This window comes from Rahnella sp. CG8, assembly GCF_023701875.1.
GTDB classification, from domain to species: Bacteria; Pseudomonadota; Gammaproteobacteria; order Enterobacterales; family Enterobacteriaceae; genus Rahnella; species Rahnella aceris.
Window position 1 is genome coordinate 1 of sequence record NZ_JABAED010000014.1, and the last position, 24,822, is coordinate 24,822.

19 protein-coding genes and 1 pseudogene are annotated in these 24,822 nt (G+C 54.0%); 13 read left to right on the top strand and 7 right to left on the bottom strand.

The genetic code is table 11. The features are described from left to right. A pseudogene (locus HGO41_RS14315) lies at positions 1-171 on the top strand (IS4 family transposase); the annotation flags it as partial. 51 nt (positions 172-222) lie between these two features. Here HGO41_RS14315 and HGO41_RS14320 read toward each other — a convergent pair. After that, positions 223-1,641: a NarK family nitrate/nitrite MFS transporter gene (locus HGO41_RS14320; RefSeq protein ID WP_013575418.1), complete on the bottom strand. Its 1,419-nt coding sequence runs from the start codon at positions 1,639-1,641 to the stop codon at positions 223-225. 363 nt (positions 1,642-2,004) lie between these two features. Here HGO41_RS14320 and narX point away from each other — a divergent pair, with 363 nt between their 5' ends. Together narX and narL are read left to right on the top strand one after the other, a co-directional pair. Next, positions 2,005-3,795, top strand: a complete 1,791-nt coding sequence (gene narX / locus HGO41_RS14325; RefSeq protein WP_015689909.1) for a nitrate/nitrite two-component system sensor histidine kinase NarX — start codon at positions 2,005-2,007, stop codon at positions 3,793-3,795. Continuing rightward, positions 3,792-4,442, top strand: a complete 651-nt coding sequence (gene narL, locus HGO41_RS14330) for a two-component system response regulator NarL (RefSeq protein ID WP_013575416.1) — start codon at positions 3,792-3,794, stop codon at positions 4,440-4,442. The genes narX and narL overlap by 4 nt, the downstream gene beginning before the upstream one ends. Before the next feature lie 87 nt (positions 4,443-4,529). Here the strand turns inward: narL and HGO41_RS14335 are convergent, their stop codons facing one another. Further along, positions 4,530-6,038 (bottom strand): YchO/YchP family invasin, encoded by a 1,509-nt coding sequence (locus HGO41_RS14335; RefSeq protein WP_119261600.1) that lies wholly within the window; start codon positions 6,036-6,038, stop codon positions 4,530-4,532. 347 nt (positions 6,039-6,385) lie between these two features. Here HGO41_RS14335 and HGO41_RS14340 point away from each other — a divergent pair, with 347 nt between their 5' ends. From HGO41_RS14340 to HGO41_RS14350, 3 genes are read left to right on the top strand one after another with little or no spacing between them, the layout of a single operon-like run. Next, a complete protein-coding gene (locus tag HGO41_RS14340; protein ID WP_013575414.1) occupies positions 6,386-7,135 on the top strand; it encodes a gluconate 2-dehydrogenase subunit 3 family protein in 750 nt (249 codons plus the stop codon). A gap of 15 nt (positions 7,136-7,150) precedes the next feature. Beyond that, positions 7,151-8,914, top strand: coding sequence for a GMC family oxidoreductase (locus HGO41_RS14345; RefSeq protein WP_112198571.1), 1,764 nt, complete (start codon positions 7,151-7,153; stop codon positions 8,912-8,914). Next, positions 8,911-10,146, top strand: coding sequence for a c-type cytochrome (locus HGO41_RS14350; RefSeq protein WP_126124863.1), 1,236 nt, complete (start codon positions 8,911-8,913; stop codon positions 10,144-10,146). The genes HGO41_RS14345 and HGO41_RS14350 overlap by 4 nt, the downstream gene beginning before the upstream one ends. Positions 10,147-10,212: 66 nt before the next feature. On the opposite strand, the gene HGO41_RS14355 is transcribed toward HGO41_RS14350, so the two are convergent. Continuing rightward, the gene (locus HGO41_RS14355) at positions 10,213-10,632 is read right to left on the bottom strand and encodes a hypothetical protein (protein WP_121019370.1); all 420 of its coding nucleotides are present in this window, start codon (positions 10,630-10,632) and stop codon (positions 10,213-10,215) included. A 223-nt stretch (positions 10,633-10,855) separates the two neighbouring features. Between HGO41_RS14355 and rstA the strand changes: the two genes are divergently transcribed. From rstA to HGO41_RS14380, 6 genes are all read left to right on the top strand, one after another. Next, positions 10,856-11,587, top strand: coding sequence for a two-component system response regulator RstA (rstA, locus tag HGO41_RS14360; RefSeq protein ID WP_013575410.1), 732 nt, complete (start codon positions 10,856-10,858; stop codon positions 11,585-11,587). Beyond that, on the top strand, positions 11,584-12,927 hold the full coding sequence (gene rstB, locus HGO41_RS14365; protein WP_013575409.1) for a two-component system sensor histidine kinase RstB: 1,344 nt from the start codon (positions 11,584-11,586) through the stop codon (positions 12,925-12,927). Before rstA ends, rstB begins: the two co-directional genes overlap by 4 nt. Continuing rightward, positions 12,911-14,392, top strand: a complete 1,482-nt coding sequence (locus tag HGO41_RS14370; protein WP_112198572.1) for a carboxypeptidase M32 — start codon at positions 12,911-12,913, stop codon at positions 14,390-14,392. The genes rstB and HGO41_RS14370 overlap by 17 nt, the downstream gene beginning before the upstream one ends. Positions 14,393-14,811: 419 nt before the next feature. Next, positions 14,812-15,180, top strand: coding sequence for an acid resistance repetitive basic protein Asr (gene asr, locus HGO41_RS14375; protein WP_015697278.1), 369 nt, complete (start codon positions 14,812-14,814; stop codon positions 15,178-15,180). Between the two features lie 118 nt (positions 15,181-15,298). Next, positions 15,299-15,379 carry a small membrane protein YdgU gene (gene ydgU, locus HGO41_RS25920; protein WP_455567028.1) on the top strand — a complete coding sequence of 27 codons (81 nt, stop codon included), beginning with the start codon at positions 15,299-15,301 and terminating at the stop codon, positions 15,377-15,379. A 139-nt stretch (positions 15,380-15,518) separates the two neighbouring features. Beyond that, positions 15,519-16,400 carry a trypsin-like serine peptidase gene (locus tag HGO41_RS14380; protein ID WP_013575406.1) on the top strand — a complete coding sequence of 294 codons (882 nt, stop codon included), beginning with the start codon at positions 15,519-15,521 and terminating at the stop codon, positions 16,398-16,400. 75 nt (positions 16,401-16,475) lie between these two features. Here HGO41_RS14380 and hrpA read toward each other — a convergent pair whose 3' ends face one another. Continuing rightward, positions 16,476-20,351, bottom strand: coding sequence for an ATP-dependent RNA helicase HrpA (gene hrpA / locus HGO41_RS14385; RefSeq protein WP_250981158.1), 3,876 nt, complete (start codon positions 20,349-20,351; stop codon positions 16,476-16,478). A gap of 301 nt (positions 20,352-20,652) precedes the next feature. Between hrpA and HGO41_RS14390 the strand changes: the two genes are divergently transcribed. Continuing rightward, complete coding sequence (locus tag HGO41_RS14390; protein WP_013575404.1) at positions 20,653-21,270, top strand: FMN-dependent NADH-azoreductase; 618 nt, start codon at positions 20,653-20,655, stop codon at positions 21,268-21,270. A 121-nt stretch (positions 21,271-21,391) separates the two neighbouring features. Here the strand turns inward: HGO41_RS14390 and HGO41_RS14395 are convergent, their stop codons facing one another. Genes HGO41_RS14395 through HGO41_RS14405 form a run of 3 tightly spaced genes read right to left on the bottom strand, consistent with a single transcriptional unit; the run spans position 21,392 to position 24,671 of the window. Continuing rightward, complete coding sequence (locus HGO41_RS14395; protein ID WP_013575403.1) at positions 21,392-21,697, bottom strand: YdbL family probable chaperone protein; 306 nt, start codon at positions 21,695-21,697, stop codon at positions 21,392-21,394. Positions 21,698-21,753: 56 nt separating this feature from the next. Further along, entirely contained in the window at positions 21,754-21,948 is a 195-nt protein-coding gene (locus HGO41_RS14400) for a YnbE family lipoprotein (protein WP_112198663.1), read from the bottom strand. Next, positions 21,945-24,671: a YdbH family protein gene (locus HGO41_RS14405; protein WP_250981159.1), complete on the bottom strand. Its 2,727-nt coding sequence runs from the start codon at positions 24,669-24,671 to the stop codon at positions 21,945-21,947. Before HGO41_RS14405 ends, HGO41_RS14400 begins: the two co-directional genes overlap by 4 nt. Positions 24,672-24,822 lie beyond the last annotated feature (151 nt).

Here is a 24,822-nt window from a genome sequence, read left to right on the forward strand (position 1 = left end):
ATCGGGCTGCCGTGGGCATCAGCGGGAGCCATCCCGGGTCATCTGAAGCATTTTTACAGCAACGCAGCGATGCTAAAGCTGCCCTCGAGGCGTGAGCGTGAATATGCGAGGGAAGTGAGAGAAAAAAGGTCAAAATATCCCTTAAAAAACAATGCCGGTCACCTTAAGTGACCGGCATTAGCCGAAGCCCCTTCTTTATATTTCCGTCACTGAGTATCGTAATTAGCTTTTGACTTGTTTGGTGGCAAAACCTTTGTTTAGTTTGCGCCAGTACACCAGCCAGGTGATCAGCGCACAGACCACGTAAAACACCAGGAAGACTTTCATCGCGCCAGCCGGTGAACCGGTCAGCGCCAGTGAAGTCCCGAACGCTTTAGGAATAAAGAAACCGCCAATCGCGCCGATTGAAGAGATAAAACCGAGCGCCGCAGCAGTATCCGTCACCGCTTCACGCAGCGCTTCATCATCGCTGGCGCCACGCGCTTTAGCCTGGTCAGTAGTGAGTTTGCGGAAAATCACCGCAATCATCTGGTAGGTAGAGCCACTGCCCAGACCGGCCGTCAGGAACAGCACCATAAATACCGCGAAGAATGCCGGGAAGTTGCCGCCCGCACCGCCGACCGGCAAGGTCAGGAACAGTAAACCGGCAAAAATCGCCATGACGATGTAATTCACCAGGGTTACGCGAATACCGCCAAGGCGGTCTGACAGCATGCCTCCCGCAGAACGCGCCAGCGCGCCAAAGAACGGGCCGAAGAAGGCGAATTGCAGGATGTTAACGTCGGGGAACTGGGTTTTAGTCAACATCGCAAAACCGGCGGAGAAACCGATAAATGAGCCGAAAGTCGCCAGATACAATATGCTCATGATCCACAGATGACCGCGTTTCAGCACCGGCAACTGCTGGCGGATTGAAGCTTTAGAAGACGCCAGATCGTTCATACCAAACCAGGCAGCAAGCGTACCGATGATCAAAAAGGGTACCCAGATCCACGCCGCATTTTGCAGCCACATGTCCGCACCGTTCGCCAGCGTTTGTTTATCGCTGAAAGCCGCAAACACACCCAGGGAAATGACCAGCGGCGCAACCAGTTGCATCACACTCACGCCCAGATTACCCAGACCACCATTGATCCCTAATGCGCCGCCCTGCTTCGCTTTCGGGAAGAAGAAGCTGATATTGGACATGCTCGAGGCGAAGTTTGCTCCACCGAAACCGCACAACAGCGCAATGATCAGGAAAACGTTATACGACGTGGTGGTATCCTGCACCGCAAAACCCAGCCACAGGCACGGCAGCACCAGAAACACGGTACTGATGGCTGTCCAGCGGCGGCCGCCGAACAGTGGGATCATAAAGGAGTAAGGCACGCGTAACAGTGCGCCGGACACGGACGGAATAGCGGTCAGCATAAACAGCTGATCCGTGGTGAAGTTAAAACCGACTTTATTGAGGTTAACGGAGACCAGGCTGAACAGCATCCAGACGCAGAACCCCAGCAACAAACACGGCACGGAAATCCATAAATTACGGCTGGCCACTTTATGCCCGGTCTTTTCCCAAAAGGCCGGATCTTCCGGACGCCAGTCCTGCAGCAGGCGTGACGGTTTTTCCGTCGGTGAAGCTGATGTGTGTGACATGTGTACCTCGGTGGCAACGCATTGTTGTTGTAATGATTAAGTTATGTCGCACACACTAGGTAGAGCCCCGCTTCAGGATGTTGATACAAATCAACGCAATCGCAGGTGGATAATGCAGGAAAAATGACCATGAATCCTTTGTGAGTATCCGGTGAAAAAAGAATAAACTGCTAGTATTCATAAAGTTGATGAAGAAATATTCTTTCATCTAATGAAGGTATAAATCAGATGGAAATAAAGGAGTAACCATAAAGAGGTATAGGGAAACTTCCTCTGATCATAAAAAATGCCCACTCTGTACAGGCTGGCGTCAGCCCGGCACGATATCCGCAGCTTTCGATATAGGTTCAGGAAATACTATTCATGTTTAAACGCGCACTGCCTTCTTTGTCGCTCATCAGCCAGATCACATTGCTGATGCTGCTGCTCGGCCTTCTGGGCATTGGCGGAATGAGCATGGCGGCGTGGATGGCGGGCAGTATCGAAGGCAACGCCCATGCGATTAATAAAGCAGGTTCACTGCGTATGCAGAGTTACCGGCTGTTGTCGCAGGTCCCTCTGAGCGAAACCAGTGCCCGTTATATCAGCCAGATGGAAGCTGACGAAAGCAGCGCCGATTTATTACAGGCGGTAGAGCGCGAAAACCTGCAACCGCAGTTTCTGGCGTTACGTCAGTACTGGCAAACTACCCTGCGCGACCAGCTTCTGGCGGCTAAGCATCCGCAAGATGTATCAGCCAATATCGCCGTATTTGTCGGCCAGCTTGATGTGCTGGTCGCCGCACTTGAGTACAAAACCGAATACCATCTGCAACAGATTTCGCTGATTCAGCGCGGGCTGGTGGCGGTCACTGTATTACTGATGGCGCTGACCATCTGGTTCCTGCGCCGCCATCTGTTAACGCCCTGGAAAAGCCTGCTCGCACAGGCCAGCGCCATTACCGCCGGGGATTTCAGCCACCGCTATCAGCGCAAACGTGTGGCGAATGGCGATGCGCATAATGAAATGGATATTCTCGGCGATTCGCTTAACAGCATGTCGCTGGCGCTGGCGGAGATGGTTGATAATCTGGCGCAGCGCGTGGCAGAAAAAACCGCCGACCTGCAACAAAAAAATCAGATGCTGGATTATCTGTACCGTGTGAGCCGTCAGCTTCACACCAGCGACCCGCTTGAGGTGCGCATGGAGCCGGTGCTGAAAGAGTTACAGTCACTGACTCCGCTGAGCGGCATTCAGTTGCGGCAATACGAAAATAACAGTGTGGAAGTGTTCAATGAATTTAGCCATGCTTCACCCCGTCAGCCTGACAGCCCTAAGGTCGGTGAACATGCGGATGACGGCGGCGAATCCCTGAGCTGGAGCCTGCGCGACGATCGTGAAAATTACGGTGTGTTGCTGGCACAGTTGCCGCCGGGCCAGTATCTGGATGACGATCAGCAGCAACTGCTACATACCCTGCTGGAACAGCTCACCAGCACCCTGATGCTGGCGCGTCAGGCAGAACATCAGCAGCAGTTAATGCTGATGGAAGAACGCTCAGCCATCGCCCGCGAACTGCACGATTCGCTGGCACAATCGCTGTCGTGCCTGAAAATTCAGGTGGCCTGCCTGCAAATGCACGCTGACACGTTCTCTGAAGAAGATAAAAATCTGTTGCAGCAAATGCGTGAGGAACTGAGTACCGCTTATCGTCAGTTGCGGGAACTGCTGACCACGTTCCGACTGACGCTCAATACTCCCGGCCTGCGTGCTGCGCTGCAACATACCGTGGATGAATTCTCGCGCCGCATGGGTTTGTCCATCGGTTTTGATTACCAGATCCCGCCGCGTTCCGTGCCGGCCAATCAGGGTATTCACCTGCTGCACATCGCCCGTGAAGCCCTGAACAATGTTTACAAACACGCTAACGCCACGCAGGTATCGCTTTCACTGCACTGTCATGAGGGCGAAATCAACATGCGTGTTTGTGACAACGGCGAAGGCATTTCACAGGACGTCGAGCGACAAAATCATTATGGCCTGATCATCATGCAGGATCGCGCCAGTACCTTACACGGCAGCTGTCGGGTCGCCCGACGCCCGGATGGCGGCACAGAAGTCACGGTGCGTTTCCGTCCGGAAGCCCTGCCTGTCAATCCCCAGGAGCAAGTATGAACGACATCACCCCTTCCACTATTTTGCTGATTGACGATCATCCTATGCTGCGTAACGGCGTGAAACAGCTGATCGCGCTGGACTCGCGTCTCAAGGTCATTGGCGAAGCCAGCAATGGCGAACAAGGCGTTGAACTGGCGAAACAGCTCGACCCGGATCTGATCCTGCTGGATCTGAATATGCCGGGCATGAACGGGCTGGATACCCTCGACAGCATGCGCCAGACCTCGCTTTCCGGTCGTATCGTGGTATTCAGCGTGTCGAATCACGAAGATGACGTGGTGACAGCCCTGAAACGTGGCGCGGATGGTTATTTACTGAAAGATATGGAGCCGGAAGATTTGCTGGCCGCGTTGCATAACGCCGCCGCCGGGAAGATGGTGCTGAGCGAAGCGCTGACGCCGGTGCTCGCCGCCAGCCTGCGTGAAAGCCGCCCGAGCGGTGACCGCGATATTCAGTCCCTGACGCCGCGCGAACGCGACATCATCAAACTGATCGCTGAAGGTTTACCGAACAAAATGATCGCCCGCCGGTTGAATATCACCGAAAGCACGGTGAAAGTGCACGTCAAACATCTGCTGAAAAAAATGAAACTCAAATCCCGCGTCGAAGCGGCGGTATGGGTGTTGCAGAGTAATGTGCTTTAACAAGGTGTTAGCCTTTAAACCCCCCTCCCTGCCTCCCCCTTCGCTGGGGGAGGAGCAAAAAGCCAGACCATCAGTGCAGTGGCTCGATCAGAAATTCAGCCCCGCGTCGTTGCCGTATTGCGGTTGCGCAGTCAGCGGCGGGGATACATTGAGGGTGATCCAGTTTGACGTCACTTTCTGCGATTTACTGTCTTCCACGGTCACCGACAGACGATAAATGTTGGTGGCGTCCGGGGAATCATCCCACGGCGGCACAATCACACTCCAGCCATCGGGATTACGGTTATTCGCGGGTGGCGTCAGGCTCAGCGCCTGCGTATCGCCCTGCCAGCTCAGCGCCACCACTGAATTCAGCGCGCGCAGTTGCAGTTTCAGCGGCACAGTTTCACCCGGCTGCAATGACCACGGCGGCGTGGCTAAAAACACCGACAAGGTTTTACGCTGTTTGAATTCCATCACCGGCATATTATTGCGATCAACCATGTCCATGCGGCTTCCGCGCAGCGAGCGCGCTGCCGCGACATTCCGGAAAGACAATTGTTGATCCAGCGGCACACCCAGCCGGTAATTGAGGGTCAGCTTAACCACATCCTGATTATCGCCATCCTGCCCGGCCTGATGCTCGGCCATCACCGTCACCAGCGGTACCGGTGTGTAATTCACGCCAAACGACACCGCCGAGGGATTACTCTGCCGCGTGCCGTTGCCGAACAAATCCACCTGATGACCGAAATACTGCTCATAACTCAGCGAAGCCCCCAACTGGCGGTAGAACGGTAAATAGCCTTTGGTGGTGATGTCATAGCCACGCGCCTGACGGCGCAGTTGCGCAGACGTACTGCTGTCGGCTTTATAGGACGAAAACGGATGATAATAATTGGTGGAGAAACGCAGGTAATCTGTCCAGGCTTCCGCGCCCAGACTGCCGCGCGTCAGCTGATGATCGAAATCGTTATCCACAAAAGCGTTATATCCCAGCATCCACGCGCCGGTGTTGAAGCGCTGGCCCAGGCCGAAATTACCGACAGTGGCATCCGTCTCGCTTTGCAGGCCAATCTGGCTGTAAACCAGATTGGTTTGAGAATTATATAGCGGGCTGAAAAGCCGGCCGGAGCTGCCGTCAAGATTACGCCCGGTCATATCCAGTGAGGTGCTGACTGTTCCCAGCGGCGAAAGCAAACTGCTGGTTTCTTTTTGCACCAGTTTCGCGGCCTGACTCAACGCCAGCGTCTCCGCCTGCACACGCAGGGGATCATCGCTGTCCGTAGTGGTGGCTCCCAGCTCTTTCAGCGTGGTAGCAAGTTGTTTTTCAGTGGCCGTCGGTCCGGTATTGTTATGGATATACTGGCTGCCAAGGCTCGGTAACGTCGGAGACGGTTGGGTCGGGGTGCCATTGTTAAAGACAGAACTTTCGTCGCTGGCAGGCAGAAAACCGCTGAGGTTATAGCTGAGTGCGCCGTATTCGGTGGGTTCTGCCGTCAGCGCACTGGCGCTTACAGCATAGAAGGCGGTTCCCCCAGCCATCAGCAAAGAGGCGCAGGTCTTGCCTGCAAATCGCTTCAATAAATCAGAAAAAAAATCTGTGACGTCAGTCATACCTTACACATTTTGCCCGTAAGGTTTGATCTTACCGCACGGTCAGCATAATTCAACCTTCACGCCACGAACGGCCACATACATCATTTCCTTAAATGAAATCATGCCAATTCATTTCCATAGTGAATACATGGATGATTTGCCGTCACATCACAAAAAATATCACCTAAAATAACACCAAAGATATCATTGCACACATTTGATAACATTTTTAACAAACCAACCATTTATCTTTACAGTCTGTTTTCATTTATCCTTAGCAGGTTAACGATTATCCCGACGCCACCCGACTGCCCTGGCAGAGTGCGTCCGGACCTTAAAGTGATGTATACCAACAGGGAACATAAATGAGCAAAAAAACCTTGCCCGGCGTGACCCGCAGACAAATTCTCTCCTTCACGGCCGCCTCCGCAGTACTGGGTGCCGCCAAAGCCGCAAACGCGGTGACGCTCAAAGGCACGCCCGTGTGGAGCCCCTTTGACGCCAGCCCGCCGCCGCAGATTGAGACCGATGGCTGGGCGTTCTTCACCGACGCCGAAGCCGCTGCTATGGAAGCTATTGTTGACCGTCTGGTGCCCGCCGATGACCTGAGCGTGGGCGGTAAAGATGCCGGATGCGCAGTGTTTATCGACCGTCAGCTGGCCGGATTCTACGGCACTTATTCCCGCCTCTATATGCAAGGCCCTTTCCAGGACGGTACACCGGAACAAGGTGACCAGTCACCGCTGGTTCCGCAACAGCGTTACCGTCTTGGTCTGGCCGCACTGGATAAATACACCCGGTCACAGCATCAGAAATTATTCAAAGATCTGCCCGGTGACCAACAGGATCAAATCCTGTCAGGCCTTGAGAGTGGAAAAATTGCCCTTGATGGGATCGATTCCAAATTGTTCTTCGCCATTGCACTTAAGAACACGATGGAAGGTTTCTTCGCTGACCCGATTTATGGCGGTAACCGCAATATGGTGTCGTGGAAAATGCTGGGCTTCCCCGGCGCACGCTACGACTACCGCGAATATGTCGGCAAACATAACCAGAAACTCGATCTCGAACCGCTGAGCATTTCCGGCGGCGACGCATGGAAAATGAAAAGCTAAGGGCAGAACAATATTATGGCAAAAAAATTACCCAAAACCGACGTGGTGGTGATCGGACTCGGCTGGGCCGGCTCGATCATCGCCAATGAATTGTGCGACGAAGGTCTGAATGTGGTGGCGATTGAACGCGGCCCGTGGCGTGATACGGCGCGCGATTTCAACGTAGCCACCGTTACTGATGAATTGCGTTACAACACCCGTCAGGAACTGATGTTACGCACCCGTCAGAACACCATCACCATCCGCAACAATCCGGCGCAAACGGCTTTGCCGATGCGCGAATGGGGATCTTTCCATCCGGGTAACGGCACCGGCGGCGCAGGCAACCACTGGGCGGGGATCACCTTCCGTTTCCAGCCAGATGAATTCCGCCTGAAAAGCCATCTGACTGAACGTTACGGCGCGAACGCCATCCCGGAAGAGTTAGTTCTGCAAGACTGGGGCACCGACTGGGAAGAAATGGAACCGCATTACGCCTCTTTCGAACGTCTGGCCGGGGTTTCCGGTAAAGCCAGTAACGTGAACGGCGAACATCATGAAGGCGGTAACCCGTATGAAGGGATGCGCTCGATTGAATATCCGACCCGCCCGATGGATCAGCCTTACGGCCCGACACTGTTTGCTGAAGCCGCGCGCAATATGGGCTACAAAGCGTTCCCTGTGCCCTCTTCCCTGATTTCCGAGCCTTACACCAACCCGCTCGGTGTAAAAATGGGGCCCTGTACCTACTGCGGCTTTTGCACCAACTACGGCTGCGCGAACTATTCCAAGGCCAGCGCCATCACTACCGTATTACCGGCACTGATCCGCAAGGAGAATTTCGAAGCCCGCACCAACTGTGAAGTGATGCAGGTGCTGACCGATTCCACCGGTAAACGCGCCACAGGTGTGGTCTATATCGACTCGTCCGGTGACGAGTGGGAACAACCGGCTGATCTGGTGATCGTCAGTGCCTTTACCTTCGAAAACGTCCGTCTGATGTTGCTTTCCGGTATCGGTAAACCCTATGACCCGGTCACCTTAAGCGGCACCACGGGCCGTAATTACGCTTATCAGACCGCCAACGGTGTACAGCTGTTCTTCGATGACAAAAACTTTAACCCGTTCATCGGTGCAGGCGCGGTCGGGATGGGCATCGACGATTTCAACAACGACAACTTCGATCACAGCGGTCTGGGCTTCTTTGGCGGTGGCAGTATCCGTGTCACACCCATCGGCGGTGCGCCCATCGGCTACCGCCCTGTTCCGCCGGGAACGCCGAAATGGGGCAGCGAATGGAAAAAAGCCACGGTCGCCAACTATCTCAGCTCGATGTCGATCGGCTGTGAGGCCAGCAGCTACACCACCAAAACCAACTATCTGTCGCTGGATCCAAACTATAAAGACCGTCTGGGTCGCCCGCTGCTGCGCGTGACCTTCGATTTCCCGGAAAACGATCTGAAAATGGCCGCGTATTGCACCGGTAAAGTGGCCGAAATCGCCAAAGCGATGAATCCGCGTCAGCTGGTCGCTAATCCGATGAAAGGCCACTGGAACGGTACGCCGTATCAGTCTTCCCACGTGGTCGGCGGATTTGTGATGGGCGCGGATCCGTCCACCAGCTCGGTAAACAAACATCTGCAAGTCTGGGATGTGCCTAATCTGTTTGTGGTCGGCGCCTCTGCCTTCCCGCAAAACCCTGGCTATAACCCGACCGGCACCGTCGGCGCGCTGGCGTTCAAAGCCGCCCATGCAATCCGTAACTACTATCTGAAAAAACCGGGAGAGATGATCGCATGAAAAAGTTAACCTCATTCTCACTCGGTTTACTGGCTTTGAGCATCAGCGGGCTGGCCCACGCGGCAGGCGACGGCTCTTTCGAACAGGTGGAACGTGGCCGGTATCTGGCAACGGTGGGCGACTGCGCCGCCTGTCATACCGCCTCCACGCCGGATGCCAAACCTTTCGCCGGTGGCGTACCGATTGAAACACCGTTTGGCCGTCTGGTCGGCGCAAACATTACGCCAGATGTGCAAACCGGTATCGGCAAATGGACGTTCGATGACTTCCAGCGCGCGATGTCCGAAGGTATCGGCCACGGCGGCAAACGTCTTTACGGTGCGATGCCGTTCACGGCCTACACCAAAGTAACCCGCGAAGATAACGCCGCCATCTGGGCATATCTGCAAACCCTGCAACCGGTGCATCACGAAGTCGAGACTAATCAGTTGCCGTTCCCGTTCAACGTGCGTACCAGCCTGATGGGCTGGAACTGGCTGAACTTCACCCAAGGCGAATTCAAACCGCAGATGGATAAATCAGCGGAATGGAACCGTGGCGCGTATATCGTTGAAGGTCTGGGACACTGCGGCACCTGTCATACACCGAAAAATATGATTGGCGGCGACAAGGACAGCGAGTTCCTGCAAGGCGCGGTGGTAGAAGGCTGGGTCGCGCCGGATATCACCAGCAACAAGCACACCGGCATTGGTAACTGGACGCAGGAAGAGCTGATGCAATATCTGAAAACCGGGTCTAACCGTTTCGATATCGCTTCCGGTCCGATGGCGGAAGAAGTCACCAATTCGTCTCAGCACTGGACGGATGCTGATCTCAAAGCCGTGGCGGTGTACCTGAAAGACAGCGGTCATGACAGCGGCAGCAAAGCCCCTGCACCGGTGAAAGCCGATGATAAGGCGATGGTGGCCGGGAAAAATATCTATGCTGACCGGTGTTCCGCATGCCATACGCCAGCCGGAAAAGGTCAGGAAGGTCTGTTCCCGCGTCTGGCCGATTCACCGCTCATCAACCAGACCAACGCCACATCGCTTATCCGCGTGGTGCTGACGGGCAGCCGTCCGGTGGCTACCGACAGCCAACCGACCGCGCCGTCGATGCCATCGTTTGATGCCAACATGAGCGATGCTGATGTCGCTAACGTGCTGACGTATATCCGTAACAGCTGGGGAAATGCCGCCGCGCCGGTTTCTGCCTCAGACGTGAAAGAGTTACGCGCAGAACTGAAGAAATAAGCAGGGATTTGCTGAAATGTTAAAGGCCGCGAGAGCGGCCTTTATTTTGAATGCATCACGGAGAAATCAGTGCCGGGGCGGCATCTGCATAATCTGCACTATCAGATGATCATTATTCTGGTTTAATTGCACCAGATGTTTGCATTCTACTTTTATTGCAGTGAGCTGTTCTTCAGTCAGCGAGTACGGCAGATTAATATCAATGCTGTACATATTCTGCTGCTCAGCCAGTTCAATCAGCCGGACAATATTGGTCTCGTCGCTGACCTGGGTGGAAACTACCTGTAAGGCCAGTGCGCGCAACGCTTCCTGCCTGGATTTTTCTTTTTTCGAACGGGATTTCAGAACCATGCCAAAGAACGGCATCACGCCATAAATAGCGTCGACAAAACTCCATTTCTTTTTGCAGGATGCGGACAAGTATTCCATGTAGTCAAAGGATGCTTGTTGACTGCGCGCATCGGGTACCAGGCGGTTTTCATTCATCCCCTCTTCCTCTTCCTCTTCCTGGTCAGGGTCAATCAATTATTTAATCAATGTATAACGCCGAAGATATTCAGCTATATAATGGCATAATTCACTAACACTTTGCCAGTCGCTTCCGGTGCTTTCCGTAACGGAAACTGACATGTTCTATTACGCTAGCACGATAGCGTCGCCCTGCGGGTCACGCTATGCTAATCACCGGATTTCTTAAAGCAGCAAGCCAATGAATAAAATCGTTTTTGTAGAAGATGATGCAGAAGTCGGCAACCTGATCGCCGCCTATCTGGGTAAACACGATATCGACGTGCTGGTTGAACCGCGTGGCGATACCGCGCAGGCGCGTATTGAAAAAGAAAAACCCGATCTGGTTCTGCTCGACATCATGCTGCCGGGTAAAGATGGCATGACATTATGCCGCGATTTACGCCCGATCTTCCCCGGCCCGATTGTGTTGCTCACATCACTCGACAGCGACATGAACCACATTTTGTCGCTTGAAATGGGCGCCAGTGATTACATCCTGAAAACAACGCCACCAGCGGTACTTCTGGCCCGTTTGCGGCTGCATTTACGTCAGAGTCCGGCGCAGAATAGCCAAAATGAACAACCGGTTCAGACGCTCAAAAGCGGCAATGCCCTGCATTTCGGTCAGTTGTGCATCGACCCGGTTAACCGCGAAGTGACACTGGTGGATGAAACGATCGTTCTTTCTACCTCCGACTTTGATTTGTTGTGGGAACTGGCAACACACGCCGGGCGCATTATGGATCGCGAAGCGCTGCTGAAAAACCTTCGCGGGGTCAGCTATGACGGGCTGGATCGCAGCATTGATGTCGCGATCTCCCGCCTGCGTCGCAAACTGTATGACAACACCCTTGAGCCATTTCGCATCAAAACCGTGCGCAATAAAGGCTATCTGTTTGCTCCCAACGCCTGGGAGACGTTACAGGAATGAAAAAGCTTTTCATCCAGTTCTTTCTGTTACTGCTGGTCTGTTTTCTGGTGATGGCGATGCTGGTCGGACTGGTTTACAAAGTCACCGCTGAACGTACCGGCCGTCAGTCCATGAACGATTTGATGAAAAGTTCGCTCTACCTGATGCGCAGTGAACTGCGGGAAATTCCGATTAAAGACTGGAACAAAACCATCAATACGCTGGATCTGAATCTGTCTTTCAAACTGCATATCGAGCCGCTCGGAAAACGCAAACTCAGCCCTGTGCTGGATCAACGTCTTAAAGACGGCGAAATTATTGCGCTTGATGACGAATACACTTTCATTCAGCGTGTGCCGCGCAGCCATTACGTGCTGGTGGTCGGCCCTATTCCGTACCTGTTTTATATGCATGAAATGCGGCTGCTGGATCTGGGGTTGCTGATCTTCATCGGTTTATCGCTGGCCCTGCCGGTATTCCTGTGGATGCGCCCGCACTGGCAGGATTTGCTGCGACTGGAAAACTCCGCGCTGCGCCTCGGTAACGGCCATCTCGACGAACGTATTGATTTTGATTCCACCTCCAGCCTTAACCGGCTGGGCGTGGCCTTTAACCAGATGGCAGACAACATCAGTACGCTGGTCGCCAGTAAAAAACTCCTGATCGACGGTATCGCCCATGAGCTGCGTACACCGCTGGTCCGCCTGCGTTACCGGCTGGCGATCAGTGAAAACCTGCCGGAATCCGAACAAAATGCCATCAACCGCGATATCGGGCAGCTTGAAGCGCTGATCGACGAATTGCTGACTTATGCACGTCTGGACCGTCCGCAGGTGGCGCTTAACCTGGAAAAAGTCAATCTGGCCGAATGGCTGGAAGACAAAGTCGATGATTTCCGGCTGATCACCGAGCGCACCATTCTCTATGACGCGCCGCAAAATGCCGATTTCGGCGGCGTGGATTTACGTCTGATGGAGCGTGTGCTGGACAATCTGGTCAATAACGGTCTGCGCTATTCACAACAGACATTGCGCGTCAGCCTGTGGTTAGACAGTGAACTCGCCTGCCTGCAGGTTGAAGACGACGGGCCGGGCATCCCGCCGGAAGAACGTACCCGCATCTTTGAGCCCTTTGTTCGCCTGGACCCGAGCCGTGATCGCGCCACCGGCGGCTGCGGGCTGGGGCTGGCAATCGTCCATTCCATCGCCGTCGCTTATCAGGGACGTATCGCCGTTGACGGCAGCCCGCTCGGCGGTGCCAGTCTGCGTTTCAGCTGGCCGGTAAAACCCACATTCAATCTGGCTGCAGAACAGCCTAATCACGAAAATCAGGAAGGGAGCCACAATGACCATCGCCTATAAAAAATTACACGACACCTTCGCCCGTTTGTCCCGCTTCGGCCATTTATCGGCTATTGCAGGCTGGGATGCCGCGGCCATGATGCCACCGGAAGGCGGACAAGCCCGCTCGGAAGCGCTGGCTGAACTGAGCGTGCTGACGCATCAGATCCTCACGGCGAAACAGGTCGGTGAATGGCTGGAACAGGCCAGCGGCGAACAACTTAATGACGTTGAGCAGGCCAATCTGCGCGAAATGCGCCGTCACTATCAGCAGGCGGCTTTGCTGCCGGAAAGCCTGGTACAGGCAAAATCACTGGCCGGCGCACGTTGCGAGCAGGCGTGGCGTATCCAGCGTAAATCGAACGACTGGGAAGGCTTCTCGGATAACCTGAAAGAAGTGGTTAAGCTGAGCCGTCAGGAAGCACAGTTGCGCGCCGAGGCTGCGGGCATCAGCCGTTACGACGCCCTGCTCGATTTATACGAACCGGGCATGACCTCACAGAAGCTGGATGTGCTGTTTGGCGATCTGAAAACCTGGCTGCCGGACCTGTTACAAACCGTGGTTGAAAAGCAAAAATCCGAAACCCGTATTGCGCCACAGGGGCCGTTTGACATCGAAAAACAGCGGCAGCTTGGTCTGAAAGTGATGGGTAAACTGGGTTTTAATTTCGATGCCGGTCGTCTGGATGTCAGCGCGCACCCGTTCTGTGGCGGGGTTCCGCAGGATGTACGTATCACCACACGTTACAATGAAAATGAATTCCTCAGCGCCATGATGGGAGTTATCCACGAAACCGGTCATGCACGTTACGAGCAAAACCTGCCAAAAGAATGGCTGGGCCAGCCGGTTTCCAACGCCCGTTCGATGGGTGTTCACGAATCACAAAGCCTGCTGTTTGAAATGCAACTGGGTTGCAGCGAGCCGTTCCTGAAATCTGTGTATCCGCTGGTTATCGAGCAATTCGGTCACCGTGAAGGGCTGGATGAAAGCAACTTCATGAAGCTGAACCAGCACGTCCAGCCGGGCCTTATCCGTGTCGACGCCGATGAACTGAGCTATCCGGCCCACGTCATTCTGCGCTATGAAATCGAAAAAGCGCTGATGGAAGGTGAAATAGAAGTTGATGATATTCCGGCCCTGTGGAACAGAAAGATGCAGGAATATCTTGGCATCGACACTGTCGGCAACTACCGCGACGGCTGCATGCAGGATATCCACTGGACCGACGGTGGCTTCGGTTATTTCCCGACATATACCCTCGGCGCGATGTACGCCGCGCAGTTGTTCCAGACGGCTAACAAAGCCATTCCGACGTTGCAGGATGACATTGTCCGCGGTGACCTGACCGCCCTGTTCCAGTGGCTGCAACAGAATATCTGGCAGCACGGCAGCCGGTTCACGACAGATCAGCTGATGAAAAATGCGACAGGCGAAACGCTGAATCCGGCGTTCTTCCGGGCGCATCTTGAAGGGCGATACTTGTAGGTGGAAGGCGTGCATTTTCGATTTTTTTAAATATAAATCAATAAGTTGAAGTTTTCTTTAAAAGGGAAGTTGCCATTAATACCCCCTCCCCGCCTCCCCCTTCGCCGGGGGAGGAGCAAACACGTGGTCCGCTCCCTCCCCTGCGAAGGGGAGGGCTGGGGTGGGGTTTTAAAGCAAAATCAATAAGTTGAAGTTTGCATTAAACGCACACACGCGATCCACTGCCCCGTAGCAACCCCATCGCTATATCCTCCAATTTCACCGTAATTTCCTGATTTTATTACGCCCCCCTCCTTTGTACATTCCGTTACACGCCGAAACCAATCACTCACGGACAACCAGATCCAACACGCCTAGTATTCTTCATACCGGCCCCGCAGTGGGGTGGACACTTAAACAAAAATTCTGAGGAATTAAAGATGAAAAAAGTATTAGCTCTGGTTGTAGCCGCTGCAATGGGTCTGTCTTCTGTCGCTTTCGCTGCTGAAACTACTGCAACTCCGGCGCCAGCTGCTGCTGCAACTACCGCTGCTCCAGCACCTGCTGCCAAGCATGTGACTAAGCACAAAACTCACAAGAAAGTAGCTCAGAAAGCGCAGGCTGCTAAAAAACACGTGAAACACGCTAAGAAAGCGGCTCCAGTAGCTCAGAAAGCGCAGGCTGCTAAAAAACACGTGAAACATGCTAAGAAAGCTGCACCAGTAGCTCAGAAAGCCCAGGCTGCTAAAAAACACGTGAAACACGCTAAAAAAGCGGCTCCAGCTGCAAAAGCAACTCCAGCAGCATAAGTAGTCAGTAAAAGTCTTTGTGAGCGTATCTACTCACCATTATCAAGACTGATGATTTAACACCCGGTTCGCCGGGTGTTTTTTTCTCCGGTTTTCTATCTTGAGGTACTGATGGAAGATGCTGCGCCGCTACCTGTTCGAAATCACCCTGTGTTCCCTGATCCTTTGCGGTCTGATCACCCTGTTCTTCTACTTCTGAGATACCCCGCGATGACGCCCGTCATCGGCTCAAAAGGCTGAGTTACCAGACAAATATATCCACCACGAAACATAACCGTCTATAATCATTCCATAATTACGGCTTCCCGGGTTCTCCCTGTTTTCAAGGTCAGAATGTTATGCGCATCGCGTTACCGCTGTTTTTGTGCTTTTTCTGTTTTACCGCCAGTGCCCTTGTACATGCAGACTCTCCTGATGATGCAGATTCCGACACACCTTCCATCAGCATGAAAGAAAAAACGGCCCTTTTCTTTGGTCACGATCAGCGCACACCGGTGGCTGCGGCGGCGCACTGGCCATGGCAGGCCATCGGGCAGATTGAAACCGAGAGCGGCAATTTATGCACCGCGACGCTCATTTCTAAACATCTTGTCCTCACGGCGGGCCATTGTGTGCTGGCGCCTCCGGGCAAAATAGACAAAGTCGTGGCGCTGAGATTCATTTCTCATGATCAGAAATGGCGATATCAGATCACCGCATTACAAACGCTGGTGGATCCGAAATTGGGCAAGAAACTGAAAGCGGATGGCGATGGCTGGATTGTTCCGCCTAAAGCGGCACCGTTTGATTTCGCACTGGTTCGCCTGACAGATGAAAAACTGGCATTGCCGATCAAACCCCTGCCATTGTGGGAAGGCTCCCGTGACAACCTGACCGCTCTGCTGAAACAGGAAGGCAGGAAAGTGACCCAGGCCGGATACCCGGAAGATCATCTGGATGATTTGTATGTACATCAGGATTGTCTGATCACCGGATGGGCGCAACCGGGTGTGTTATCGCATCGCTGCGATACTTTGCCGGGCGACAGCGGCTCACCGTTGCTGCTGAAAAATGCCGATGGCTGGTCGCTGGTGGCAATTCAAAGTTCCGCGCCAGCGGCACAAGACCGTTATCTGGCCGATAACCGTGCGCTGGCCGTTCCGGCCATCCGAGATGCCCTGAATACGCTGTCCTCAGGTGTGATCAGTGCGAGCACGCCGGTAACGACGCCCGCTCAGTAACCGTAAGCATCACCATTTCAGAGCATAAAAAAACCGCCTTCGTGTATCAGGCGGTTTTTTAGTTTTGAGAACCGGTTAAACCAGTTGCTCCATGGTCTGCAAAATCCGTTTATCCGAAATCGGATACGGCGTGCCCAGTTGCTGAGCGAAATAGCTGACGCGCAGCTCTTCAATCATCCAGCGTATTTCTTTCACCTCATCACTTTGCTGACGCACCGGCGGCAGTTTGTTGAACCACTGCTGCCATTGCTGCCGGATGTTTTCCACTTTCAGCATCTGCGCGCGGTCGCGATGCGGATCCATTGCCAGTTTGTCCATCCGGCGTTCAATGGCCTGCAAATAGCGCAGCGTATCCGGCAGACGTTTCCAGCCATTTTGCGTCACGAAACCGCGATAAATCAGGCCGGACATCTGGGTTTTGATATCTGAAAGCGCCAGCGCCATGTTGATATCGATCCGTCCTTTCAGCCGTTTATTGATGCTGAAAACGGTCGTCAGAATTTGCTCCACCTGAATCGCAATCTGCACCACCGTATCATTCAGGTTGGCGCGCACGTGCTCATGCAGTTTTGCGAAATCTTCTTCACGCCACACCAGCCCGCCGGACTCCGCAATCAGTTTGTCGATGCCGCAGGAAATGCAGTCGTCAATCAGATCCAGCACTTTGCCATAGGGGTTAAAATACAGCCCCAGTTTGGCTTTGTTCGGCAACTTCTCATGCAGGTATTTGACCGGTGAAGGAATGTTCAGCAGCAGCAGACGTCGCATTCCGCTGAGCATTGCCTGTTGCTGTTCCAGTTCACTGTCAAACAGGCGGATCGCTACGCTGTCTTTCTCATCCACAATCGCCGGATAAGCTTTTACTTCATAGCCGCCGCGCTTTTGTTCGTAGCGTTCCGGTAAGGTACCAAAGCTCCAGACATGCAGATCGCGTTGTTCGATACCGTCATCAGCCACCGCAGAAAGCGTTTGCTGAACCTGCTCTTTCAGGCCAGATTTCAGCGCGGCCAGGTCTTTGCCCTCGCGCAGCGTTTTGTTTTTATCATCGACAATGCGGAACGTCATTTTGAGATGATCGGGCACCTGATCCCACTGCCAGTCTTCGCGTGACACCGTCACGCCACTCATCTTCCGCAGTTCCTTTTCCATCGCATCCAGCAACGGCATCTCGAACGGTTTGATGCGCCCGAGCAAGGCATCCGCGTAATTTGGCGCAGGCACAAAATTGCGGCGAACGGGTTTTGGCAGCGATTTAATCAGCGCCATGATCAGATCACGACGAATGCCCGGGATCTGCCAGTCAAAACCTTCTTCACTCACCTGATTGAGCAGCGGTAAAGGAATATGTACCGTTACGCCGTCAGCATCGGTACCCGGCTCAAACTGATAGGTCACGCGCAGTTTAAGATTTCCCTGATGCCAGAAATTCGGGTAATCGTGAGCGCTGATATTGCCCGCGCCCTCTTTGATCAGCATGCTTTTTTCAAAGTTCAGGCTGTCCTGCGGCTGCGTTTTCCACCAGGTATCAAAATGACGCGCCGACACCACTTCCTGCCCGATGCGTTGTTCATAGAACAGGAACAGGGTTTCGTCATCAACCAGAATATCGCGACGACGGGATTTGTGTTCCAGTTCTTCGACCTCGGTGCGCAGACGCAGGTTAGCGCGGAAGAACGCATGACGGGTCTGCCAGTCGCCTTCCACCAGCGCATGCCGGATAAACAGTTCCCGTGACACGACCGGAACAATCGTGCCGTAATTCACCCTGCGTGCCGCCACAATCGGCAGGCCGTAGAGCGTGACTTTTTCCGTCGCCATCACCGCGCCCTGGGCTTTTTCCCAGTGCGGCTCGCTGTAACTGCTTTTCGCCAGATGCTGAGCCAGCGGCTCGATCCATTCCGGTTCGATACGCGCGGCAATACGCCCCCACAGGCGGCTGGTTTCCACCAGTTCGGCGACCATCACCCATTTCGGCGGTTTTTTGAATAATCCGGAGCCAGGGAACACCGCAAAACGGGCATTGCGTGCACCGGTATATTCCTGCTTATCGGCATCTTTCTGGCCGATATGCGACAGCAAACCGGTCAGCAATGCGCAATGAACTTCGCGGTATTCAGCAGGCAGGCTGTTCACCGGCAGCCCCAGTTCTTTCACTACCTGACGCAACTGGGTGTAAATGTCCTGCCACTCGCGCACGCGCAAATAGTTGAGGAAATCGCTGCGGCACAATTTGCGGAACTGTGCAGAAGACAGCGCTTTCTGCTGCACCTGCAGGTGATCCCACAGGTTTACGAATGCCAGGAAATCAGAGTCTTTGTCGGCAAAGCGACGATGTTTTTCATCGGACGCCTGCTGTTTTTCCATCGGACGCTCGCGCGGATCCTGAATCGACAGCGCGGCGGTAATGATCATCACTTCACGTACGCAGCCGTTTTTCTGTGCTTCCAGCACCATGCGCGCCAGACGCGGATCCACCGGCAACTGCGCCAGTTGACGACCGAGCGGTGTCAGCGTATAGCGACCATCGACGGCGTTATTAATGGCGTTCAGCTCTTCCAGCAGACGGACGCCATCCTGAATATTGCGTTTGTCCGGCGCCTCAACAAACGGGAATGCAGCGATATCACCCAGCCCCAGCGAGGTCATTTGTAAAATGACGGAAGCCAGATTGGTGCGCAGAATTTCAGGGTCGGTAAATTCCGGGCGCGAGAGGAAATCCTGCTCGGAATACAGGCGGATACAGATACCTTCGGAAACACGTCCGCAGCGGCCTTTACGCTGGTTAGCCGACGCCTGCGAAACCGGTTCGATCGGCAGGCGCTGCACTTTGGTGCGGAAACTGTAGCGGCTGATACGCGCGGTGCCGGGATCAATGACATATTTGATACCCGGCACGGTCAGCGAGGTTTCGGCGACGTTGGTCGCCAGCACGATACGGCGACCGGAGTGCGACTGGAATACGCGGTTCTGCTCGCTGTTCGACAGCCGCGCATACAGCGGCAAAATCTCGGTGTGAGGCAAATCCAGACGGTTCAGCGCATCGGCGGTATCACGAATTTCACGCTCACCGCTCATGAAGATCAAAATGTCGCCCATGCTTTCGCGACCGAGTTCATCGACCGCATCGAAAATCGCCTGCAACTGGTCACGATCCACATCATCTGCGTCATCCACAATCGGGCGATAACGCACGTCAACCGGATACGTCCGGCCGGAAACTTCAATGATCGGTGCATGATTAAAATGACGCGAGAACCGCTGCGGATCGATAGTCGCCGAGGTAATAATGACTTTCAGATCGGGGCGTTTTGGCAGCAACTGACGCAGGTAACCGAGGATAAAGTCGATATTCAGGCTGCGTTCATGCGCTTCATCGATGATCAGCGTGTCGTACTGCATCAGCATGCGATCCTGCTGGATCTCCGCCAGCAAGATACCGTCGGTCATGAGCTTAACGAGGGTGTTTTCACTGACCTGATCGTTAAAGCGAACTTTATAACCGACCGTGTTACCCAGCGTGGTATCCAGCTCATCGGCAATACGGTTGGCCACAGTACGCGCCGCCAGACGTCGCGGCTGAGTATGACCAATCACGCCTTTAATCCCGCGACCGAGTTCCATACAGATTTTCGGGATCTGTGTGGTTTTACCGGAGCCGGTTTCACCTGCGACAATCACTACCTGGTGATCGCGGATAGCGTTATAGATGTCTTCTTTCTTCTGGCTGACCGGCAAGTTTTCCGGATAGCTGATTTTTGGCCGTGAGGCTTCACGGGCACTGACTTTTTTCAGGCTCTCGTTGATGGCGGTCTGGATTTCAGCACTTAACGCGTCGAGTGCTTCAGGTTTATCAATCTTTCTGGCACCCTGCAAACGGCGTTGCAGGCGTTGCCGGTCACGTAGCATCAGCCCGTCTAACTGCGCTGATAATGCCGCGAGCGGTGATTTCACGTTCACAATTCCTTGTTGCATGTCAGCCGGAGAGCAAAACGTCTGCGCCAGCTGAATCTGAATGGGTGATGAGGAAGGTTTAAGCCTTGCCTGCTTGTGTCTATGTTAACACAAGGTATTGAACATGCTGAAAACGGGTGATTACGCCACAGGATTTAAGTTGTTCAAAAAAATCGATGATAGGTCTCTAAATATTGCGCTATCACTGAATAAGCTTTGTGAATAAAGTAAGTTCCATTCGGGGGACGTTCTGGTTATAAAAAACCATTCCCTATGTATCACACAGTTAAGGAACTCACTAATGAGCAAAGTACTCGTTCTGAAATCAAGCATTCTGGCTAACTTCTCTCAGTCAAACCAACTGGCCGATTACCTGATTGCACAGTATCAGTCTGCAAACAGCGGTTCTGCCGTGACAGTTCGTGACCTGGCGGCTAACCCAGTCCCTGTATTAGATGGCGAACTGGTTGGCGCACTGCGTCCTTCCGATGCTCCGCTGACGCCACGTCAGGAAGAAGCACTGGCGCTGTCTAACACCCTGATTGACGAACTGCAGGCGCATGACGTGATTGTTATCGCTGCACCCATGTACAACTTCAACATCCCGACTCAGCTGAAAACGTATTTCGACCTGGTTGCCCGTGCTGGCGTGACGTTCAAATACACCGAGAAAGGCCCTGAAGGCCTGGTGAAAGGTAAACGCGTTATCGTTCTGACCAGCCGTGGTGGTATTCATAAAGACACCCCAAGCGACCTGGTTGCCCCATACCTGTCTCTGTTCCTGGGCTTCCTGGGGATGAGCGACGTAGAATTCGTTTACGCGGAAGGTATTGCTTACGGTCCTGAAGTGGCGACCAAAGCACAGACTGATGCGAAAGCAGCAATCGATGCCGCCATCAAAGAACTGGCTGCTGCATAATTATCGTTATCACAATCTGAGCACCCATTCACTTAAGAATCTGTCCGTTCCGCTCAGATGATGTTGTGATAAAGCTATTGCGCGCTGAAAGGCGCGCTTTTTTTTGCCTGCGATCCTCTGCTTACTTCTGCAACCACTTACCATTTATGCCACGGACGTATTCGCCCTTCCCGGCACGGGCGACCAGCTTTTGTCCGGCGAGTTTTGCCACATCGTCGGTGCTGACGTTATTGTCCCGCGCCACCTGTTCGTATTGCTGTTTGCGCCCCTCGTTAATTTTTGTCGCCAGCGCGACACTGTCGGCGTCTTGTTTCAGCGGTGCCAGATAGCCGGACAAGGTTTCGCCCACGCGCCCTTGCTGTTTGGCTTCATTGAGCGTTAACGCGAACGCCTGACTGCAAAACAGTAAACCACCCGTCAGTAACATCAGGCTGATTCTCCTGATGCTGTTTTTATTGAAAAATATCGCGGACATAGTGGCCCCTAGAATAAATCGCTTTGATTCTTCAACAGATTTTCCACGTCTTTATCCACTTTGATATGGATCTCGTGTTCGATTTTCACGTTCATGTTGATGGTGATCGGCTCTTTCGGCGCGGCCAGTTCGATACGCGGCACGCAACCGCTGAGCATCATTACGCAAAGCGCCACGCCCGGGCCGACAATTCGCAATTTCATTGTTCCTTCCTCACTGTTGGATCCTTTTTCTGTCCCGCCGCAGACGGATTTTTTGACAGCGCATCAGCAGGCAAAGACATCTGCTGTTGCAGCCATTCCTGAAGATTGTCGCCAAAACGCAAACTGCGCCAAAGCTGATAGATATTTTCCTCATGGGAATAATTGAGGACAATTTCACGTTTTTCTTTATCGCCACCGTGCGTCGTGTCGGTGTAATTCACACCGTCAACTTTAGCCTTCATGGTCAGCACACCAAGATTATCCAGACTGACCTGCGCATCGGAACGGCTGATTTCCAGATAGCGCAGCAGGCCAATGACCATATTGTTGGCGAAATTGCCGCTGGCCATTGCATCGGCAAATTGCGGGTCGAGGCGCAGCGTCAGGCTGCCATCGTTTCTGATCCAACCGTTATGGATGATCCACTGCGGATTTTCCACATACAGCGGCAACTCACCATAAATCACACCGGACATCGCCAGTTGCTTGGGTTTCAGCGCCGTAAACAGTTCGCTGAGATTGATCTTTTCCAGCTTCAGCACGGCCGCATCATGCTGCGGCATACGCAGCGCCGACAAACTGAGATGACCACGCAATATATCGACGCCCAGATTGCTCAGGGTCAGTGGCGTTTGTTCACTCCACGGATAATGTCCCTGTAAATCGGCCGTCACGTTCTGCATTTTGACCAGATTGTTCACTTCGCCGATACGCAGCGTCACCGGCTTTTTCACGCCGAGCTGCCAGACCTGATCCTGAAGGCGATACGGCAGGCTGAAATCCAGCCCGCTCAGGTCGCCGTCTTGCATCCAGAAGCCCCCGTTTTTCACCACCCAGTGCCCCCCCGCGACAAATCCCTGCCCGCGCGCGGCCGAAAATGCCGACTGCGCGTAGAAGGTGCCTTCACGTAATTTGATGTTCAGATCCGGCGTGAGAAGCGGCTGGAACGCGGTCAGTTGCTGTGTCGGCCCCCAGCCTTCCCCGCGCAGACGTTCGCCATCCCAGCGCCCGTTGAGCCGGATCGGGCCGATCGGTTTGGCATCCAGCATCCCGCGCATGATGAAACTGTCCGGGCTGCCACCGCTGAGCTGTAACGTCAGCGTGGCGGGCGGCAGATAGCCGCCGTTCGCCAGCGAAATCTTCTTCGCCACCAGTCTGATGTCCCCTTTAAACGCCGTTGGCTCATCAGGATACTGCGGTTTGAAGCGGGCGGATGGCGGACGTTTCCAGATCAAAGGGTGTTCGAGCGTAAGGCGCGGCGCATCGACATCTGCCAGCCCGTAATGCAGGCGGTCAAAGCCCGTCGAGAGCGAATTAATGCTGATCAGATTGTCGTGCCACTGGCCTTTGCCAGACATGTCCCAGCGGCCGTTCAGTGGCGGCAGATGCCCGTTGCCCCAGTAATTGAAATTCCACAACCCAATGTCAGGCCAGAACGCCAGCGATTTCCCGCTGAGATGCAGATCAAACGCGCCCCAGAAACTGTGACGTGCTTTGAGGATCGCTTGCAACGGCCCGCTCACGCCCTCTGCGGAGACTTTGACCCCCGCCAGTGGCCAGCGCGCATCGCTGATGGTCAGTTCCGGCGTCGGCTTACCCCACGCCCGTAACAGCGAACCGCTGCGCAATGAAAGCGTCGGGTTAAGCACCGAGCCGCTGAGCTGACCGGGCAATGACGCACTCAGAGACGTGGTCTGTAAATTTGCCTGACCGGTCAGGCGGAAACCTAAATCGCTGTCGAGTAAACCAATGCGTCCCGGCCCGAGCGTCAGCACCACGTTGGCCTTGCCGTTGTGGCCCTGCGTCAGCACATTCAGCCTTGCGGTAATGTGGGTCTGATCAAACGCCGGTGACCAGTCGCTGAGCGTCAGATTTACGCCCCCTGCCAGGGGTTGTGCGGCATAAGGCCAGCGCCATTGTCCCTGCGTGATCTGTAATTCGTTATTGTTGAGTTTCCATGGCAGCATCGCCAGAGGCTGATCACTGCCCTTTTCGGTCAGCGTCAGAATACCGTCGGTTGCCTGCCAGCTCAGCGTAATGTCCAGCGGCTGAGGCACCTGCGCCGTTTGCATTTCGGCGTGCAGTTCGCCGGATTCAGGCAGATGATCGAGATTCGCTGGCAGCAGCAGTTTACCGCTGAGCGTCACCGGCTGCGTACTGCCCGGCGGCGTCAGACTGAATGAACGGATGGCAAGCTGACGGTTACCGTCAAGCACCGCGTCAAGTTTCAGGGCATCGCCATTCACAGAAAGATGTTGTACGCCGTCCAGATTACTGAGCTGCACACTGGCGGCGTAATGCTGCCACGGCGTTACAGAAAGCTGGCCGATACTGACGTCACCGGCAGGCAGGAGTTGCTGTATCTCTGCGAGGGAAAGCGTTGACTGACTTTCGCTTTTGGGCAGTTTTGCCAGACAGGCGGTATCGACCGTCAGCGCATCAAGCTTCAGCGCCCATTGGCCGGTGTTATGACTGAGGCGGGCATTTCGTGCCGTCGCGAGCGTGCAGTCCCCGGCCTGATAGCGCACGCCCGGCAGTTGCAGGACGCCGTGCGACCAGTGCGGAGAACCACTCAGCACCAGTTGGGTTCCGCCCGGCAACCAGTGGCTGGCAACAACGGGCAACCAGCGCGGCACGGTTTTCCATAACACCCACAACAGCAGCGCAATAATCACCACTATACTCAGGAGTATCTGCGCGCTTTTCTTCAGTCCGTTCCTCATGACTTGCCTTGTCTTATGCTTCACTAAATGATCTAAACGCCCGCAAGATATCATAATTAGCGTAACAACTGATGACAGGAATGCCAGAGCACCTGAATCAAATAGCACAGGATAAATTGTCTGCCTTCCTGCGCTCTGCTAGTTTGATGGC